Origin of the sequence: Micromonospora sp. NPDC005174 (assembly GCF_040608495.1) — a bacterium.
In the GTDB taxonomy this organism is placed as follows: Bacteria; Actinomycetota; Actinomycetes; order Mycobacteriales; family Micromonosporaceae; genus Micromonospora.
This window is the reverse complement of record NZ_JBEXIJ010000042.1, coordinates 1-17,920: the sequence shown is the minus strand read 5'-3', so window position 1 is coordinate 17,920 and position 17,920 is coordinate 1. Positions and strand designations below refer to the sequence as shown.

Below are 17,920 nucleotides of genomic sequence, written 5' to 3'. Positions count from 1 at the left end.
CTGTGGGTCATCAAGATGACTCACAGGCATCACGCTCAATGTGGTGTCCGCCGTCCGCCCCTCGGCTCGACCGAAGACCTTGACACACGGCCTAGATGACCGAGTGCGTCACGACCGCCACGTAGTTGCCGACCACCAGGCCGTTCGGAAGCCTCACCACCAGGGTCGGGTTCCAGGTGACCGAGTTCGCGCCGCCGGCCTGGCCGGACCAGCCAGCGGCCATACGCGGGGTGTCCAACACCGCGCCGGGCTGCGGCAGGAACGTCCCGTCGCCGGTGGTGGCGATGGCCGCCCCGGAGGCGTACGTGATGTCGCTGTTCGGAATGGTCTCGCCCGACGTGCCGGAACCCGTGACGAAGTTCGTCGTCGAGACGACGCTCACCCACCGTCCCGAGAAGGGGCCACGATCGTCGGTCACGGTCACCGGGCCGAGTTGGCCCGAGACGCCTGTCGCGTCCGAGGTGACGGTGCCGAGTGAGGAGATCGTCGGGACGCTGATGGAGAGCCCGCCGAGCGGACTGATGACCAGTTGCACAGCCCTCGTGTCGGACTGGTTGAACGAGTCGGTCACCCGCACGGTGAACGGGAACGTGCCGGACGCGGTGGGTGTGCCGGAGAGCAGTCCGGTGGCCGGGTCGAGGCTCAGACCGGCGGGCAGGCTCCCGGCGCTGACCGACCAGACGAAGGGGCTCGTGCCGCCCGCCACCGTGAGCTGGTACTGGTACGCCACGTACGCCTTGCCCGGCGGTGGCGGCGCGAAGTTCAGCGTCGGCGGCGGGTTGACCGTCACCGAGGCGGAGGGGGCGGACTGGGGGCCGGTGCCGGCGGCGTTGATCGCGGCCACCCGGAAGGTGTACGTGGTGCCGCCGGTCAGCCCGGTGACGAGCTGGGTCGTGGCGGTCCCGCTGAAGGTCTGGGGGGTCTGCGCGACTCCGTTGACGTAGGGCGTCACGGTGTAACCGGTGATCGGTGAACTCCCGTTGGCCGGGGTCGTCCAGCTCAGCCTGGCGGCGGTGGTCCCCCCGGTTACCGAGGTGATCGTCGGAGCGCCCGGCAGGGTGTACGGGACCACCGCCGCCGAGGCCGGGCTGGCCGCCCCGGTGCCGAACGCGTTCACCGCAGCCACCCGGAAGGCGTACGAGGAGCCGGCGGTCAACCCGGTCAGCGTGCGGCTGGTGGTGGAGGCGTCGAACGTGAGCGTCGGCTGGGTGACGCCGTCCCGGATCGGGGTGATCAGATAGCTGGTGATCGGACTGCCATTGCTCGCCGGCGCGGTCCAGCTCACGGTGGCGCTGGTGACGCCCGCGACGGCGGTGGGTGCGGCGGGGGTGCCGGGCAGGGAGGCGTAGGTGTAGTTCGCCGAGCCGGCGGACCCTCTGGTGACCACGGTGACCGTGACCGGTGTCGCGCCGGACCGGGCGGGCATCGAGGAGATGCCGAGGGTGCCGTCCGTGTTCACGGTGAAGCAGCCAACCGCCGGGCCGGAGGTGCAGGGCAGCAGCAGCACCGAGGTACCGGCCTGCTGTTCGGCGGTCGTACCGATGGTGATGGCGGTCGCTCCGGTGAGGTTGCTGCCGCCGACGGTGACCGCGCCGCCCCCGGAGATCGAGCCCTGGGCGGGGGTGACCGTGACGCCGCTGGGCGCGGTGGCGGGCACGACGGGCGTGGTGGAGGTGGACAGGCCCGGATTCGCGTCGATGGACGACGAGGTCGCCACCGTGGCGGTCTGGATCAGCGTCGGCGTCACGCCGGAGGCGGTGACGGTCGCGACGACAGTGATCGGTGGCAGGGAGCTGCCAGCCGGGAACGGGCCGTTGCTGTTGGTGCAGGTGATGGTCTGCCCCGATGGTGCGCCGCAGACCCAGCCGGTGCCGAACGCGCCGCGCGGCGTGACACCGGTCGGCACCGTCTGGGTGACCGAGATCGGCGACGTCTCTGGGGCCCCGGCGTCGACCCCCGCGGTGATCGAGTAGGTGACCGGGTCACCGGGTTGTGGGGTGGCACCGACCGAGCTGGTCTGCGACACGAACAGATCCGGCACCTGGTTGAAGGTGACCGCGCGGGCTTCGTCGACCTCGTGGAAGTCGGTGACCGAGCCGGTCGAGCCCACCCAGCCGAAGGCGAGTTGTCGCGGGTAGCCGCTGGCGTTCAGCCAGGTCGGCGACGGGTACAGGCTCGGCGACACGACCGGGAGCGGGCCCTCCAGGGTCCGCGCGGGCCCGCCGACCGGGGTGAACCGGACCCGGTACTGGCCGGCGGGAGTGGTGATCCCGGTGTCGGTGGTGTACGGCGAGGCGGTGGTGTTGATGACGACCTCGACCGGCACCACCGACGCGGCCCGGGTACTGGCCCGCAACGCCAGGGCGGGCGCCGAGGTGCTGCCGGCGGTGCTGTTGATCGCGCAGTAGCCGACACTGGTCCGGCCCGGCCCACGGATCACGACCTGGCCGGGCACCCGCCCGCCGGTGGTCGAGATGTACGGCGGGTTCGTGCAGCCGGTGCCCTGGTAGGTGCTGTTGCTGAAGTTGCCGAAGACGTCCAGCCCGATGCCCAGGTAGCCGTTGGACAGACCGGCCGACACGCCGTTGAACGCCGCGGAGTAACCCAGCGAGCCGCCGGACTGGCCGAGGGTCGCCGGGGAGCGCGGGTTGGCGGGGTCGACGGCGGCCAGCGCGAAGGCGAGGCCGTCCGCCCCCGGGGTGGAGCCGCCGTACTGGTAGGTGTTGAAGGTGAGGTGCAGGCCCTGCGAGGTGGGCACGCTGACCGCGCTGAACACTCCACCCTGCCTGTTGATGGCGGCGGGGGTGAGGCGCAGCTTGCCCGCGCCCTGCGGGTCGGTGGAGGTGGTGCAGCTCAGCAGCGGGCCGGTGGTGGAGTTGCCGGCGGCGCTCAGGCACGCGGCGTTGGTGGCGAGGACGCCGGGCACGGCGGGCACCGAGACCGCGCCGATGCCGTTCGCGGTGTTGTTGTGAAACGGCTGGTCGAACAGGACGGACCCGACCGCCGCCGCGGACAGTGGTGTGAGCGTCAGGACGCCCACGGTAACGGCGGCCACCAGGGCCACGGTGCTCATCGGACGACGCCGCCGCCGAAACGCCATGCCCACTCCCAGCTGTCACTTCAATCCCGAATGGGACTATATCCCCCCAAAACTCCGTCGTATCGGCGTACTCGAAAAGCCGGTGCGGCCCCTGCGGACACGGACCGGCCCCCTCGGTCACAACGAGGGGGCCGGTCCGGAGGCAGCGGGGGGTCAGCCCGCGATGTCGCGCGGGTCGCGGCTGCGCGGGTACGTGTTCTTCTCCCCGATCGTGCCGTCCTGCTTCTTGATCACGTGCTCGACGCCCCGGTCGGCCGCCATCTCGCGGCCCTGCTCCTGCGCGTCGGCCTTGGTGTCGTGCGTGCTGCTGGCCCGGTCGTTGCCCTCCGGGCGGTTCTTCCACTGCCCGTTCTCCTGGTAGGTGTCGACATCGCCCTTGGTCATCGCCAGCTCCTCCCCTGCGTCTGCACTGTCGTCCTTTTCAGTGCCCCGGGTGGTGCCGCGCAAACCGTCGTCCTCAGGAGACGGCCGGACAGTTGTTGCTCACCCGACGGAGGATCTGTTCGCGCTCGTCCGTGGTGATGCCCGAGGGCGTGCCGTCGAAGTGGGTCTCCACCTTGTCCCGGCTGCGGCGCTGCTCGTAGTGCAGGTGCGGCGCGCCGGAGTTGCCGGTGCTGCCGAGCCGCCCGATCTGCTCACCCTGAACGACCTTCTGACCGACCTTGACCAGCGGCGGTTCGAGCATGTGCAGGTACTGCGTCTCCCACCTGCCGCCGTGATCGATCTTCACCCAGTAGCCGCCGCCGCGACCGCGGGGACCTTCCGGGTTGTCCGGCGTACGGCCACCCAGCGACCCGTTGATGCCGGCCACCGTGACCGTGCCGGCGTAGGACGCGAGGACGGGCCGACCCCACGAGTCGCCCTCGATGGGGAAGAAGTCGACGTCGTAGTCGTCGTGGCCGGGGTAGGTGCTGAGCTGCCAGGTCTCCCCGCAGGCGACCGGCATCTGGAAGATCGGCCGTGGACCGGCGGGCCGCAGCATCGGCACGACGACCACGGCGCCGCCGACGACGGCCGCCGCCGCGACGAGCGCGAGCAGAACGACGAGGGTACGTCGGCGGGGGCGGCGATGGGTGCGGACTCTGGTGGGGCGGCCGGTCGTCACCGGTCCGAGCATGGCAGACGTGAGCGAGCCGCACCACTTTCACATTGCAGTCGCATCGTCATAACGTTACGGTGGATTGCGATGCACTCGTATTGCAACTGGAGGCCGGCGTGTACGTGCTCGCGTTGTCCGAGGTGACCAGCGACATGGGTGACCTGGTCGGTGGCAAGGCCGCCGGGCTGGGCGCGCTGATCCGGCACGGCGAACGCGTGCCCGAGGGCTTCTGCGTCACCACCGACGCCCACCGGAGCGGGGTCCTGCCGGAGGTGGAGATCGTCGAGGCGTACGAGCGGCTCGGCGGCGGTCCGGTGGCGGTGCGCTCCAGCGCCACGACCGAGGACCTGCCGGACGCCAGCTTCGCCGGCCAGCACGACACCGTGCTGGGCGTCAGCGGCACGGCGGAGCTGATCGCCGCCGTCGAGCAGTGTTGGGATTCGCTGCACAGCGACCGGGCGACCGCCTACCGCGAGGCCCACGAGATCGACCAGCACGAGGTGGCGATGGCGGTCGTCGTCCAACGCATGGTCACGCCCACGGTGGCGGGGGTGCTCCACACCGCCAACCCGCTGACCGGCCGTCGCGACGAGATGGTGGTCGACGCCGCACCAGGGCTCGGCACCGCCGTCGTCGACGGCGCGACGGCAGTGGACCACTACGTCCTCGACGGCGTCGCGCGGGACGACAGCGGGTGCCTGAGCGCCGCACACCTGGACCGGCTGCGGGCCGCCGGCGAACGGCTGGCCGGGCACTTCGGCCTCCCCCAGGACGTCGAGTGGGCGATCGACGCGGAGGACGTGCTGTGGTTGCTCCAGTCACGCCCGATCACCAGCCTCTTTCCCCCGCCGCCGGCCAACGGCAAGCCCCTCCCCCGCGTCTTCCTGGAGTTCGGCCACGTCCAGGGCATGCTGCGACCGGTCACCCCGATGGGCATGGCGACCCTGCGGGCGCAGATCACCGCGACGCTCGCGGCGCTCGGTGTCCGGGTGGAGATCGTCGACATCGGTGGCCGCCTCTACGGCGACCTGACCGACCTGGCCAGGAGCAGGTCGTCCCGGAGGCGACTGGTCAAGCTCATGGCCGTCGACTTCGGCCCCCGGGCGCAGGCGGTGATGCGGCACGTCCTGGCGGATCCGCGATTCGCCCCGACCGACGATGGCACCGGACGTGGCGCGGCGCAGCAGGCGGCGTCACTGCGCACGGCCGGCCGCGCGGTGGTGGGGATCGTGCGCGCCCTGGCCCGCCCGGACGCGGCACGCATCCGGATGTTCGGGGCGATCGCGCAACTCAAAGCCCGCTCGGCGGCCCCCGACGACCTGCGGACCGCGGCCGAACGGCTGCGCTTCGTCGAGGCGCGCGACGACACGGACGCCAGCGATGCCATCATGTGGCCGATCGTCGCCGGCATGCTCGCCGCAGCGCTTCCGTCCGCACTGCTCAAGGGTGTCGCCGGCGCGGACGAGATCCACGCGGTGCTCGGCGGGATGCCGCACAACGTCACCATCGAGATGGACCTGGCGCTCTGGCGACTCGCCCAAGGGGTGGGCGACCACCGGCGACTGCTCCTCGACACCTCGCCGGACGAGCTGGCCGCCCGCCATCTGCGCGGCACGCTGCCCGACATCGGGATGGCCGACTTCCTGGACGCGTACGGCCACCGAAGTGCGGCCGAGGTCGACCTCGGCGTGCCGCGCTGGGCCGAGGACCCCGCGCCGGTCTTCGCCGCACTCGCCAACTACCTGCGGGTGACCGACCCGGAACAGGGCCCCGACCAGCGTTTCCATCGGGCTGCGGCCACGGCGGAGGCGGCACTGGAGGAGCTGGTCGCGCGGGCCCGTCGGCGGCGGCCGGTGCGCGGTCGGCTCGCCGGGTTCCTGCTGCGCCGCGCCCGTTCGTTGGCCGGCCTGCGCGAGGCCGGCAAGTTCGCCGGGCTGTACCCGCTGCGGGAGAGCCGTCGACAGCTACTGCTGATCGGAGCCGAGCTGACGGACGTCGGGCTGCTGGACCACCCCGACGACATCATGTTCCTGGTTCTCGACGAGGTGCGTGCCGCCGTACACGAGGGTGTCGACCACCGCGGCGTCGTCGCCCCCCGGCGGGCCGTGTACCGCCGCGAGCTGCGTCGCCGCTCGGTGCCGGTGGCGTTGCTGTCCGACGGCACCGACATCGAGGCCGTCCTGCCCCGGGAGCGCGGCGACGACGGGACGCTCGTCGGCGTGGGAGCGTCCGCGGGCCGCGTCACCGGCCCGGCCCGGGTGGTGCACGATCCGGCCACCGCCCACGTCGAACCCGGCGAGGTGCTGGTCGCCGCGACCACGGACCCCGGTTGGACCCCGCTGTTCCTCACCGCCGCGGCGCTGGTCACCGAGACCGGCGCGATCATGGCGCACGGTCCCACGGTGGCCCGGGAGTACGGCATCCCCGCCGTCATCTGCGTGCCGGACGCCACCCGGACGATCAGCACGGGCCAACTCGTCACCGTCGACGGCGCCGCCGGCGCCGTGACCGTCCACTGACCACGCACCCCGAAATCCGAGGACGACGCAGATGACCGACACGAGTACGCCGACCAGGGCGAGGGTGGGACCGCTGCTGCGCCGGGCGGTCGTGACCGAGGCCGCGATGTGGCGCAGCCTCTACCTGTGGGCGCGTCGCCGTCCCCTGCCGCTCGGCCCGGGCGACGAGCCGTTCGGCTACCTCGGCGTGGTCAGACCGATCCTCGGTATCTTCATCGCCCTGTCGGCCGTCGAGATTCCGATCTTCGACCTGATCGTCACCCACGTGGTGCCCTGGCGGCCGGCCCGCTGGATCGTGCTCGGCCTCGGCATCTGGGGTCTGCTCTGGATGGTCGGCCTCTGGGCCAGCATGACCATCCACCCCCACGTCGTCGCCGACGCCGGGCTGCGGGTACGCCTCAACTCGGGCATCGACATCTGGCTCCCCTGGGCGGACGTCGCCGCGCTGCGCAAACGCCACCGTTCCCTGCCGTCGAGCAGATCCGTCCAGGTCGAGCAGGAGGGTGAGCGCCGCGTCCTGCACCTCTCGGTCGGCAGTCAGACGAGCATCGACGTCCTGCTGCGCCGGCCGACGGCCTTCGACCTGCCCACGGGCCGGTCTGTGCCGATGGACGAGCTGCGGCTGTACGCCGACGACCCCGACGGTCTGCTGCGCAGTGCCCGGGGCACGCCCGCGCCGAAGGCTGACCGCCGCGCGACGGCGGCTCCCGGTCGCCCACTGTGAAACGATCGAGGCCATGCCCAAGAAGGTCGACCACCAGCAGCGACGCACCCTCATCGCGGACGCGTTGATGCGGGTCGCCGCGGACCAGGGCCTGGAGGCCGTCAGCCTCCGCCACGTCGCCACCGAGGCGGGCGTCTCCGCCGGAATGGTCCAGCACTACTTCGGCACCAAGGACGAGATGATGGCGTTCGCGTTGAGCGTGGTCCGCGAACGCAGCCAGATCCGCGTCACCGAGGCGGTGGCGGGTCTGGGCGAGAACCCTCCGCCACGACTGCTGCTGCGCACGATGATCGCCGCGCTCCTGCCGCTCGACGAGCACACCCGCGACGACGGTCGGGTGGCACTCGCGTTTCTCGCGTACACGGCGGTGCGACCGTCGGCCGCGCCCAGCCTGCGCGAGGACACCGCGCAGTTCACCGCGTTCATCGCCAGCATCCTGCCCACCAACGACGCGGCCGCCGCGGCCGGCCTGCTGGCGCTGATGGAGGGACTGGGCGTCTACCTGCTGGGTGGGCAGTACACCGCCGAGCAGGCGCTGGACGCCCTGGACGCCCAGCTCGACCTGCTCTTCGGCGGAACCCGCACGACCGACGAGCCGTGACCCGACGTCGAGTCACGGCCCGTCCCTCGCACTCCGCTCAGCTCAGCTCAGCTCACCCGAGCGGCAGCCCGCGCCTTGCGCTGACGCAACTCCTCGGCGGTCATCAGCCAGGTGGAGTTCGTCGCCCCGAGGCCGAGGAGCACCTGGTCGAAGCCGTTGCCGTCGTTGTCGTCGGTGTAGCAGAGGCTCACCTCGCCCCACGGGGAGGCGGCGACGGCCAGGTGTTCCTGCCGGCCCGTCGTGGTCTGGCTCAACGCCTGGGCGGCCAGCCGACCGGTGGGGCTGCCGTCCGGGTTGAGCCCGCGCGCCCAGACGTCCGGGCTGGCGCCGGACACCGTCCAGCCCACCACGACGTTGTCCTCGTCGTCGATGCCGACACCGGGGGCGACGGCCCCGGTACCGGTTGACACCTGGACCTCCTCGTGCCGGGCGGCGCCGGCGGCGGTGAACGAGCGGGCCCACACGCCCCGGGTTCCGGCGTGGTCTGACTCCCAACCGACGGTGAAGTCACCGGCGAAGGTCGCCGCGACGGAGGCCCGCTGCTGCTGTCCGCCGCTCTGCGCGTTGGCGGTACGCCGGGACAGCACCACCGCTCCGTTCGAGCGGGCCAACCGGGTCAGCCCGATGTTGTACGACCCGTTCGCGTCGGCGTCCTCGTCCCAGACCACCAGCGCCTCTCCGGTGGCGGACACCGCCACGTCGGGGCGGTGGTGCGTGCCGGTCGTCTGCGAGGCCGTCACCTCGTACCCCTTGGTGGTGGGGCCGGTGAAGCCGGCGGCCTTCACGGTCGCCGGAGCGGTCCCCTGCACGTCCTCCCAGACGACTGTGAAGCCGACGGCCGCGCTGGTGGGCGCGCCGTCCGGGTCGACGGCCACCTTCGGCCAGATCTGCTGGCCGGCGTCGCTGGCGTTGGCCTGCCCCGATCCGAGGATCGCGCCGGCCGGTGACACCACCCGGTACTGGATGTTGTAGACGCCGTTGCCGTCACCGTCGGCGGCCCAGACGACCACGGCGTTGCCCCGGTCGTCGAGCCCGACGTCGGGACTGATGTGCCGCCAGGCGGCACCGCTGGTGCCGCCGGTGGAGAGCTTCAGCTCGTAGCCGGGCGTGCCGTCGCGGAACAGGCGCAGGTAGATCTCGGTGTGGGTGTCGTCCTCGGGGGCGGTGCTGTCCCGGTCGTCCTCCCAGGCCACCGCGACCTGACCGTTGCGGTTCATGGCGATGGCGGGCAGGTCCTGGTCGCCGGCGGCGACGCTGTTGGCGGTGGTCCAGGTGACCGCGTCGGCGGTCATGGCCTTCGGAGCGGGCGCGACCGGGGTCGGCACCAGCAGGGATGCGGCGAGCAGTGTCGTGAGTGCGGTCATCGGGGTACTCCTTCTACCCGGCCTGCAGGCCGGGCTGGCCGTCGAGGATGACGAACGAGCGCACCGTCGACGCCGCAGCGCCGTGCTCGGTCACCGTGTTCACCGCGCGGAAGTCCGCGCGGACCTGGCTGCGGCTGATCGTCGTACGGACGTAGCCGCGCCGGTCGGAGTAGAACTTCAGGTGCGGGTTGGTCGCCGCGTTCGGGATGGTCGTGCTGCCGGTGCCGTTGCCGGTCGAGGTGATCGAGGTGCAGACCAGCTCGGTGCCGATGGTGGCCGACGACGGGTTGGCGTAGTCCGCCTTCAGGTCGTTGGCCCACGACTTGTGCACGTCACCGGTGAGGACGAGCGGGTTGCGCACCCCACGCTGCTGCCAGCCGGTCTGGATGCGGCTGCGCGAGGCCCGGTAGCCGTCCCAGGCGTCCATGTTGGCCGCCCCGCTCGCCTCGAACTGGCGGGCGAAGAACACCTGCTGGCCGAGGATGTCCCAGGTGCCGTAGTGCTGGGCCAGCCCGTCGAGCAGCCACGCCTCCTGGGCTGCGCCGGTCAATGACCGGGAGGCCAGGTCGGCGTCCGCGCAGACCTTCCAGCCGTCACCGCACGCCTGGTCGTCGCGGAACTGCCGGGTGTCGAGCATGTGGAAGGTGGCGAGCTGCCCCCACCGTACGCGGCGGTAGAGCGCGATGCTGTTGCCGCTCGGCGCGGAGGCCGGCCGCAGCGGCATGTTCTCGTAGTAGGCGCGGTACGCGGCGGTGCGCCGTGCCGTCCACTGGGCGGCGGTCAGGGTCGGGCTGCTGTCGGCGCGGACCATGTTCGCGTAGTTGTTCTCCACCTCGTGGTCGTCCGGCACCACCAGCCAGGGTGCGGCCGCGTGGGCCGCCTGGAGGTCGGGGTCGGACTTGTAGAGGGCGTACCGGCGGCGGTAGTCGGCCAGCGACACGATCTCCGCGCCGACGTGCTGGCGTACCGCCGCGGTGTTGACGCCGCCCTCGTAGATGTAGTCGCCGAGGTGCAGGATCAGCCCCGGGTTCTCCTCGGCCATCCGCCGGTACGCCGTGTAGTAGCCGGCCTCGTAGTGCGCGCAGGAGGCGAACGCCATGACCAGGTCGCGGCCGAACGTGCCCGGGGCCGGCGCGGTCCGCGTCCGCCCCACCGGGGAGATCTGCCCCTGGGCCCGGAAGCGGTAGTAGTAGTCGGAGTCGGCCGCCAGGCCGCCCGCGACGACGTGCACCGAGTGGGCGTCGGCGTAGCGGGCGGCCACCGAGCCGGAGGCGACGAGCGACGAGAAGCGGTCGCTCGTGGACACCTGCCACTCGACCGTCACGTCGGCGTTGGTCATGCCGCCCTGCCCGTCGGCGTCGAGCGGTGACGGTGCCAGTCGGGTCCACAGGACCACGCTGTCGGGGGCCGGGTCACCCGACGCCACACCGAGTTTGAAGGGGTACGGCACCGCGGCGTGGGCACCCTGCGAGGGGGCGACCGCGGCACCGGCGGCAGCCAGTCCACCGAGGACGAAGATGCGACGACTCAGCCTTGTCATGGTCCATACCTTCGGGGCCGTCGATGAACGGCGAAGGCTGCGGCGCGGAAGCCGACATGACGGGACGTTGGCCGCGTCAAGGCGGTCAGGTGTCCTGGCTCGACGGCCGAGCCGTCAGGTCAGCGGCGACGGCGACTCGGCACCCGGGATCAACAGTTTCGGCGTGCCGGACCCGTCGGCGGGGACGGCGAAGACGTCCGGCCGACCGTCGCTCTGCCGCAGCGTGTAGGCGAGCGTCGCATCGTCGAGCCAGGCAGCCTGGTCGTCGACGCTTGTCTGCTCCGCCGTCGCGGTGATCCGCCCGGACGACAGGTCGAGGACCGACAGCCGCCAGCCCCTCTTCGGGTCGGCGTCGACCGCCTGCTTGAAGGCGATCCGGGTGCCGTCGGGCGACAGCGACGGACACTCGACGTTCTCCCGCAGCGTCTCGACGGTCCGGGCCGCCACGTCGCCGCGTACCAGGTAACGCTTGCCACCGGTCGACATGGTCGCGTAGAAGCGGTTGTCGTCGGCGGTGAAGGTGACGCCCCAGTAGTTGACGTCCGGGCTGCGGTGGGCGCGGCCGTCAAGCGTGACGGCGAACTCCTCCAGCGACGTCACGGTGGCGCCGGTGACCGTGTCGAGGATGCCGGTGCGGGTAGAGAAGCCGCTCGCCGTGTAGGAGTCGCCCCCGACGAACGTCGTCCAGGAGACCATCCGGCCCGACGCCGAGACCCGGGCCCGGTTTGGCAGGCCGGGCACGCTGAGTGTCCGCTTCTCGCGCAGCGCCGCGTCGAGCACCACCACCTGGTACGACCACGCGGTCTCCGGCTTCAGGCAGACACCGGTGCCGGCCGCCGCGTACACCCGTAGGCATTCCAGACCCGAGACGGTACGCGGCCCGGCGGGGTCGGCGATGCTGACGCTGGAGACGTACCTGTCGGTGACGGCCAGCAGGCGCGGACCCGGCGTCAGCGTGACCGCCTGGTCCCCGGCGGCGGCCGGCGGCGGGGTCCGGGGCGGCTCGGCGGCGATGGCCGCGTAGCCCACCGCCCCGCTGCCCAACAGCACCACCGAGGCGGCCACCACACCGAGCTTCGCCCGGGTCGACATCGCGGTCACGGGGACACCCTCCGGGGGAACAGACGGGACGGAAAGGCCAGCAGGAACACGGTGAGCACCAGCACGCCGACGACCGCCACGGCCGCCACCCGGACCGCCGTCTGCGGCCCCCACGCCTGCCAGGCGAGACCGAACAGAATCGACGAGACGAGGTACGCGAGCGCCTGCCCGGTCTGCACCAGCGCGATCCCGGTGGTGCGCAGTCGCGGTGGCAGGACCGGGCCGGCGAGCGCGATGAGCACGCCGTCGGTGGCCGCGTAGAACGTGCCGTACAGGGTGAGCGTCAGCACGAGCGCCGGCCAGCCGTGCAACGGTCCGGACAGCAGCAGGTACGTCATGCCGAGGGCGACGTAGCCACCCACCACCACGGGCAGCCTCCCGATCCGGTCGGCGAGCACACCGAGTGGGGCGGCGAGCAGCAGGTACGCGAGGCTGGTACCCACCGCCAGCAGCGGGAACCACCGCAGCCCGAGGTCCTCGCGGCGTTGCAGCACCAGGTAGACGAAGCCGTCGCCGATGGTGGCCAGGCCGAGCATCGTCGCGGCCAGCAACAGCCGACGTACGGATTGGCTGCGCAGCAGGCCCCACGCCTCGCCGACGGAGACCCGGGGCTCGCCCGGAGCATCGGCCGCCTCGCTGCTCGGGCGCTCCCGCACGAACAGCACGAGCACGACCACGGCCAGGGCGGCGATGCAGAAACTGGTGACGAAGACCGCGTCGTACGACTGCCCGACGGCCAGCAGGACGGCGAACGCGGCGAGCGGCCCGAGGAACGCGCCGACGCTGTCCATGGCCCGGTGCACTCCGAACGCCCTGCCCAGAGCCTCGGGTGGGGTGGACAGCGTGATCAGAGCGTCGCGGGGCGCGCTGCGGATGCCCTTGCCGACCCGGTCCACGGCGATGACCGCGCCGATGGCGGTGACCGACCGGCCGGCGAGCAACAGGCCGAGTTTGGCGACCGCCGAGAGCGCGTAGCCGACACCGGCGACCAGCTTGCGCCGTCGGAACCGGTCGGCGACGAAACCGCCGACGACCCGCAGCAGCGCGGTCGCGCCCGTGTGGACGCCGTCGAGCACACCGAAGGCCACCGGGCTGAGGTGCAGGCCCAGCACCAGGTAGAGCGGCAGGACGGCGGCCACCATCTCGGCCGAGACGTCGGTGATCAGGCTGACCGTGCCGAGCGCGACCACGTTGCCGCTGACCAGCGCGAGCCGTCGGCGTCGTGGCCCGGATGGGTCGGCGACCGGGCGGGAGACGGTCGACAGGTACACGCGCATCTCCTCTGCGACGGCGGGTGACGGTCAGCCATCGTGACGACCCGGTGCGGGAGGCCACAAGAGAGCGTGGGCAGCGGGCAGGCGTGCGATGGATAAACAACACGCGAACATCGAAGTGTTTCGCTGTTTGAGCGTACTGTTCATCTGGCGGCAGTGCGCCGGTTCATCGGCCTTCCTACGTTCCTTGCGCTCTCCACCCGCAACGAAGGGGTCCTGGATGGACATTCGAATCGCCCGCCCACCGGTGACGATCGGAACGGTCGCGGTACTGGTCACCGCCACCGCCGCCGTCATCCTGACCGGCTCGGGCACGGCCTCCGCGGCGAGCGTGACGTTCACGCCGGTCGCCGACACCTACGTCCAGAGCGACACCGCATCCACCAACTACGGCACGTCCACGCAGGTCGTGGTCGACAACTCACCGTCGCGGCGCATGTTCCTGCGCTTCACGGTGAGCGGCGTCAGCGGCACGGTGACCAGCGCCAAGCTGCGGCTGCGCACGATCAGCGGCAACAGCGGCAGCGACGCCGGTGGCACGTTCCGGAGGATGTCCAGCACCACCTGGTCGGAGACCGGCACCACCTGGAACAACCAGCCGGCCATCGACGGTGCCACGCTCGGGTCGCTGGGCGCGGTCTCCGGCAACACCTGGTACGAGGTCGACGTGACCTCGGCGGTCACCGGCAACGGCACGTACAGCTTCGGCGCCACCTCGACCAGCGGCGACGGCGCGTACTACGACACCCGCGAGAGTGGCGGCGACGCACCACAGCTGGTGGTCACGACCGGCACCACGACGCCGCCGTCCGGTGACCCGGTCCTCGTCGGCGCCGGCGACATCGCCACCTCCGGCTCCGGCGACACGGCCACCGCCGCGCTACTCGACACCATCTCCGGCACCGTCTTCACGACCGGCGACAACGTCTACGACAGCGGCACCGCGGCGCAGTTCGCCAGCTACTACGAGCCCACCTGGGGCCGGCACAAGAGCCGCACCCGCCCGTCGCCGGGCAACCACGACTACAACACGTCCGGCGCGACCGGCTACTACAACTACTTCGGTACGACCGCCGGCCCGAGCGGCCGGGGCTACTACTCCTACGACCTCGGCAACTGGCACGTCGTGTCGCTGAACTCGAACATCAGCATGTCGGCCGGCTCCACCCAGGAGCAGTGGCTGCGCGCCGACCTCGCGGCCAGCAGCAAGCCGTGCACGATCGCGTACTGGCACCACCCGCTGTTCACGTCCAGCTCCGACCACTCGCCGTCCACGTCGACGCGCCCGCTGTACCAGGCGCTCTACGACTACAACGCCGACGTCGTGGTGTGGGGCCACAACCACGTGTACGAGCGGTTCGGCCCGATGAACCCGTCCGGCAGTTACGACGCCAGTCGCGGGATGCGCAGCTTCGTCGCCGGGATGGGCGGTGCGGACCACTACGGCTTCGGCACCATCCAGCCCAACAGCGAGGCACGCAACAGCTCCGCGTGGGGGCTCCTGAAGTTCACCCTGCACTCCGGCAGCTACGACTGGCAGTTCGTGCCCGTCGCCGGCCAGACGTACGCCGACAGCGGCACCGGCAACTGCCACTGACCCGCTGACGACGTGTGCCCCTGCCCGTACCTCGGGCAGGGGCACACGTACGTGCCGTCATGGTGTCAGCGGGTGCCGGCCGCCCGACGCTTGTTGTAGACGTCGAACGCGACGGCGACGAGAAGGACGAGGCCCTTCACCACCGACTGCGTCGACTGGTCGACGCCCATCAGCTGCATGCCGTTGCTCATCACCGCCATGATCAGACCACCGACCATCGCGCCGACCACGGTGCCCACGCCACCGGTGACCGCCGCGCCACCGATGAAGGCGGCCGCGATCGCGTCCAGCTCGAACATGTTGCCGGCCGCCGGCTGCGCGCCGTTGGACCGCGACGAGTAGATGACACCCGCCACCGCCGCCAGGAAGCCCATGTTGACGAACATCCAGAAGTTGACGGTGCGGACCTTCACGCCCGACAGCGCCGCCGCCGAGAGGTTGCCGCCGATCGCGTAGACCTGACGGCCGAAGACCGTCCGCCGGGTGAGCAGACCGTAGACGAGCACCAGGACCGCCAGGATGATCAGCACGATCGGCAGCCCTCGGGCGTGCGCCAACTGCCAGGCGAAGTACATGATGACCGCGCCCACCAGGACGACCCGGGCGACGAACAGCGGGAACGACTCGACCGGCTGCTGGTAGCGGATACGCGCCAGGCGGGTACGGAAGCCACTCACCGCGTACCCGGCCACGGCGATCGCGCCGATCAGCAACGTGAAGGCGTCGAACCCGTTTCCACCGAGCAGGCCGTTGAGGAAGCCCGCCGCGACCTTCTGGTACTCGGCCGGGAACGGCGACAGCGAGATGTTGTCGAGCACCCGCAGGGTGAGGCCGCGGAACAGCAGCATGCCGGCCAGGGTCACGATGAACGCGGGGATGCCGGCGTACGCCACCCAGAAGCCGTGCCAGGCGCCGACCGCGATGCCGACGGCCAGGGCCGCGAGAACGCCCAGCCACCACGGGTGGCCCTGCTGGATCACCAGGACTGCGGATACCGCGCCGGTCAGCGCGACCACCGAGCCCACCGACAGGTCGATGTGACCGCCGATGATCAGGATGACCATGCCGATCGCGAGGACCAGGATGTACGAGTACTGAAGGACGATGTTGGTGATGTTGCCGGGGCTCAGCGACACGCCGTCGGTGAGGACCGCGAAGAGCCCCACGATGACGACCAGGGCGACGTAGATCCCGCTCTGCCGGAGGTTGTTCAGCACCAGGGCGCGCAGGTCGCTCGTCCCCGTGTGCAGAGCGGCCGCCGGCGCGGGGTCCGACGGTGTCGGGCGCTCCGTCGACGGGGTTTTGATGCTGGTCATCCGACGAGCTCCTTGTCCTTTGTCATCAGCTCCATGAGGCTCTCCTGGGTCGCCTCGCTTACCGGCTTCTCACCGGTGATCCGGCCCGCGGCGAGGGTGTAGATGCGGTCGCACATCCCCAGCAGCTCCGGCAGCTCGGAGGAGATGACGATCACCGCCTTGCCCTCGGCCACCAGCCGGTTGATGATCGTGTAAATCTCGAACTTGGCGCCGACGTCGATCCCCCGCGTCGGCTCGTCGAGGATCAGCACGTCCGGGTCGGTGAAGAGCCACTTCGACAGCACGACCTTCTGCTGGTTGCCGCCGGAGAGCTTCCCGACGACCGCCATCACGCTTGTCGTCTTGATGTTCATGTCCCGCCGGCTCGTCTCGGCGACCTTGATCTCCTCGTTGCCGTTCACCCAGCCGAGCCGGGCCAGCCGGTCCAGGGCGGCGGCGGAGACGTTGCGCCGGACGTCGTCGATGAGGTTGAGGCCGTACCGCTTGCGGTCCTCGGTGACGTACGCGATGCCGTGGTGGATGGCATCCGCGACGTTGCGGGCGTTGACCGCCCGACCGTGCATGTAGAGCTTGCCGGTGATGTCGCGGCCGTAGGAGCGGCCGAAGACGCTCATCGCCAGCTCGGTCCGGCCGGCGCCCATCAGACCCGCGATGCCGACCACCTCGCCGGCACGCACCGACAGGTTGACGCCCTCGACGACCATCCGCTCCTGGGTGGGGTGCCGCACCGACCAGTCCTCGATCCGCAGCACCTCCTCGCCGGGCGACGATTCGCGGTCGGGGTAGAAGCTCTCGATGTCGCGGCCGACCATGCCCCGGATGATGCGCTGCTGGTTCACGTCGTCGGCGCGCATGTCGAGGGTTTCCACCGTGTGACCGTCCCGGATGACGGTGGTCGAGTCGGCGATCGCGGTGATCTCGTTGAGCTTGTGCGAGATCATGATGCAGGTGATGCCCTGCTCCTTGAGCTGTCGGAGCAGGCCGAGCAGGTGCGCCGAGTCGACGTCGTTAAGAGCGGCCGTCGGCTCGTCCAGGATGAGCAGGCGCACCTTCTTGGACAGCGCCTTGGCGATCTCCACGAGCTGCTGCTTGCCCACGCCGAGCTGGATGACCGGGGTGACCGGGTTCTCGTGCAGCCCGACGGACGCCAGCAGCTTCGCCGCTTCGGCGTTGGCCCGGTTCCAGTCGATCAGACCGCTGCGGCCCCGCCGCTCGTTGCCCAGGAAGAGGTTCTCGGCGATCGACAGGTAGGGCACCAGTGCGAGTTCCTGGTGGATGATGACGATGCCATTGGCCTCGCTGTCCCGGATGCCCCGGAACTGCATCGGCTTGCCGTCGAAGAGGATCTCGCCGTCGTACGAGCCGGATGGGTGGACGCCGGAGAGCACCTTCATCAGGGTGGACTTGCCGGCGCCGTTCTCGCCGCAGATGGCGTGGATCTCGCCCCGGCGCACCGCGAGGTTGACGTCCTCCAGCGCGGTCACTCCGGGGAAGGTCTTCGTGATACGACGCATCTCGAGGATGGTGTCGTCCATGGTCACTGTCCTCTGTCAGTCTGGACGTTGCTCCGTCACGGCGTCGGGCTCGGCGCCACACTGATCCAGTTCTCGGCCAAGTTGGCGATGGAAGTGAGCCGGTAGAGCGTGTCGACCGAGCCGTCGAAGTCGTGCCGGACCCGATAGACC

At 71.0% G+C, this 17,920-nt stretch carries 13 protein-coding genes; 4 read left to right on the top strand and 9 right to left on the bottom strand.

Features of this window, described 5'->3' with window-relative positions:
• Window positions 1-91 precede the first annotated feature (91 nt).
• The 3 genes from ABZU91_RS29835 to ABZU91_RS29825 form a co-directional block, all read right to left on the bottom strand.
• Window positions 92-3,073, bottom strand: coding sequence for a fibronectin type III domain-containing protein (locus ABZU91_RS29835; protein ID WP_355247649.1), 2,982 nt, complete (start codon window positions 3,071-3,073; stop codon window positions 92-94).
• Between the two features lie 180 nt (window positions 3,074-3,253).
• Window positions 3,254-3,484: a DUF2188 domain-containing protein gene (locus tag ABZU91_RS29830; protein WP_355050424.1), complete on the bottom strand. Its 231-nt coding sequence runs from the start codon at window positions 3,482-3,484 to the stop codon at window positions 3,254-3,256.
• A 73-nt stretch (window positions 3,485-3,557) separates the two neighbouring features.
• Complete coding sequence (locus tag ABZU91_RS29825; RefSeq protein WP_355247646.1) at window positions 3,558-4,217, bottom strand: M23 family metallopeptidase; 660 nt, start codon at window positions 4,215-4,217, stop codon at window positions 3,558-3,560.
• Window positions 4,218-4,276: 59 nt separating this feature from the next.
• Here ABZU91_RS29825 and ABZU91_RS29820 point away from each other — a divergent pair, with 59 nt between their 5' ends.
• From ABZU91_RS29820 to ABZU91_RS29810, 3 genes are read left to right on the top strand one after another with little or no spacing between them, the layout of a single operon-like run.
• Window positions 4,277-6,718 (top strand): PEP/pyruvate-binding domain-containing protein, encoded by a 2,442-nt coding sequence (locus tag ABZU91_RS29820; protein WP_355247643.1) that lies wholly within the window; start codon window positions 4,277-4,279, stop codon window positions 6,716-6,718.
• A 31-nt stretch (window positions 6,719-6,749) separates the two neighbouring features.
• Entirely contained in the window at window positions 6,750-7,442 is a 693-nt protein-coding gene (locus ABZU91_RS29815; protein ID WP_355247640.1) for a hypothetical protein, read from the top strand.
• A gap of 13 nt (window positions 7,443-7,455) precedes the next feature.
• Window positions 7,456-8,043, top strand: a complete 588-nt coding sequence (locus ABZU91_RS29810; protein WP_355247637.1) for a TetR family transcriptional regulator — start codon at window positions 7,456-7,458, stop codon at window positions 8,041-8,043.
• 47 nt (window positions 8,044-8,090) lie between these two features.
• Here the strand turns inward: ABZU91_RS29810 and ABZU91_RS29805 are convergent, their stop codons facing one another.
• The 4 genes from ABZU91_RS29805 to ABZU91_RS29790 form a co-directional block, all read right to left on the bottom strand.
• Window positions 8,091-9,407, bottom strand: coding sequence for a hypothetical protein (locus ABZU91_RS29805; RefSeq protein WP_355247634.1), 1,317 nt, complete (start codon window positions 9,405-9,407; stop codon window positions 8,091-8,093).
• Between the two features lie 13 nt (window positions 9,408-9,420).
• On the bottom strand, window positions 9,421-10,947 hold the full coding sequence (locus ABZU91_RS29800; protein WP_355247631.1) for an alkaline phosphatase D family protein: 1,527 nt from the start codon (window positions 10,945-10,947) through the stop codon (window positions 9,421-9,423).
• Between the two features lie 114 nt (window positions 10,948-11,061).
• Window positions 11,062-12,039, bottom strand: coding sequence for a hypothetical protein (locus ABZU91_RS29795; protein WP_355247717.1), 978 nt, complete (start codon window positions 12,037-12,039; stop codon window positions 11,062-11,064).
• A 5-nt stretch (window positions 12,040-12,044) separates the two neighbouring features.
• Entirely contained in the window at window positions 12,045-13,319 is a 1,275-nt protein-coding gene (locus ABZU91_RS29790; RefSeq protein ID WP_355247628.1) for an MFS transporter, read from the bottom strand.
• 223 nt (window positions 13,320-13,542) lie between these two features.
• Between ABZU91_RS29790 and ABZU91_RS29785 the strand changes: the two genes are divergently transcribed.
• On the top strand, window positions 13,543-14,919 hold the full coding sequence (locus ABZU91_RS29785; protein ID WP_355247625.1) for a DNRLRE domain-containing protein: 1,377 nt from the start codon (window positions 13,543-13,545) through the stop codon (window positions 14,917-14,919).
• Window positions 14,920-14,984: 65 nt separating this feature from the next.
• On the opposite strand, the gene mmsB is transcribed toward ABZU91_RS29785, so the two are convergent.
• Window positions 14,985-16,235: a multiple monosaccharide ABC transporter permease gene (mmsB, locus tag ABZU91_RS29780; RefSeq protein WP_355247622.1), complete on the bottom strand. Its 1,251-nt coding sequence runs from the start codon at window positions 16,233-16,235 to the stop codon at window positions 14,985-14,987.
• Window positions 16,232-17,770: a multiple monosaccharide ABC transporter ATP-binding protein gene (gene mmsA / locus ABZU91_RS29775; RefSeq protein ID WP_355247619.1), complete on the bottom strand. Its 1,539-nt coding sequence runs from the start codon at window positions 17,768-17,770 to the stop codon at window positions 16,232-16,234. The genes mmsB and mmsA overlap by 4 nt, the downstream gene beginning before the upstream one ends.
• Window positions 17,771-17,920 lie beyond the last annotated feature (150 nt).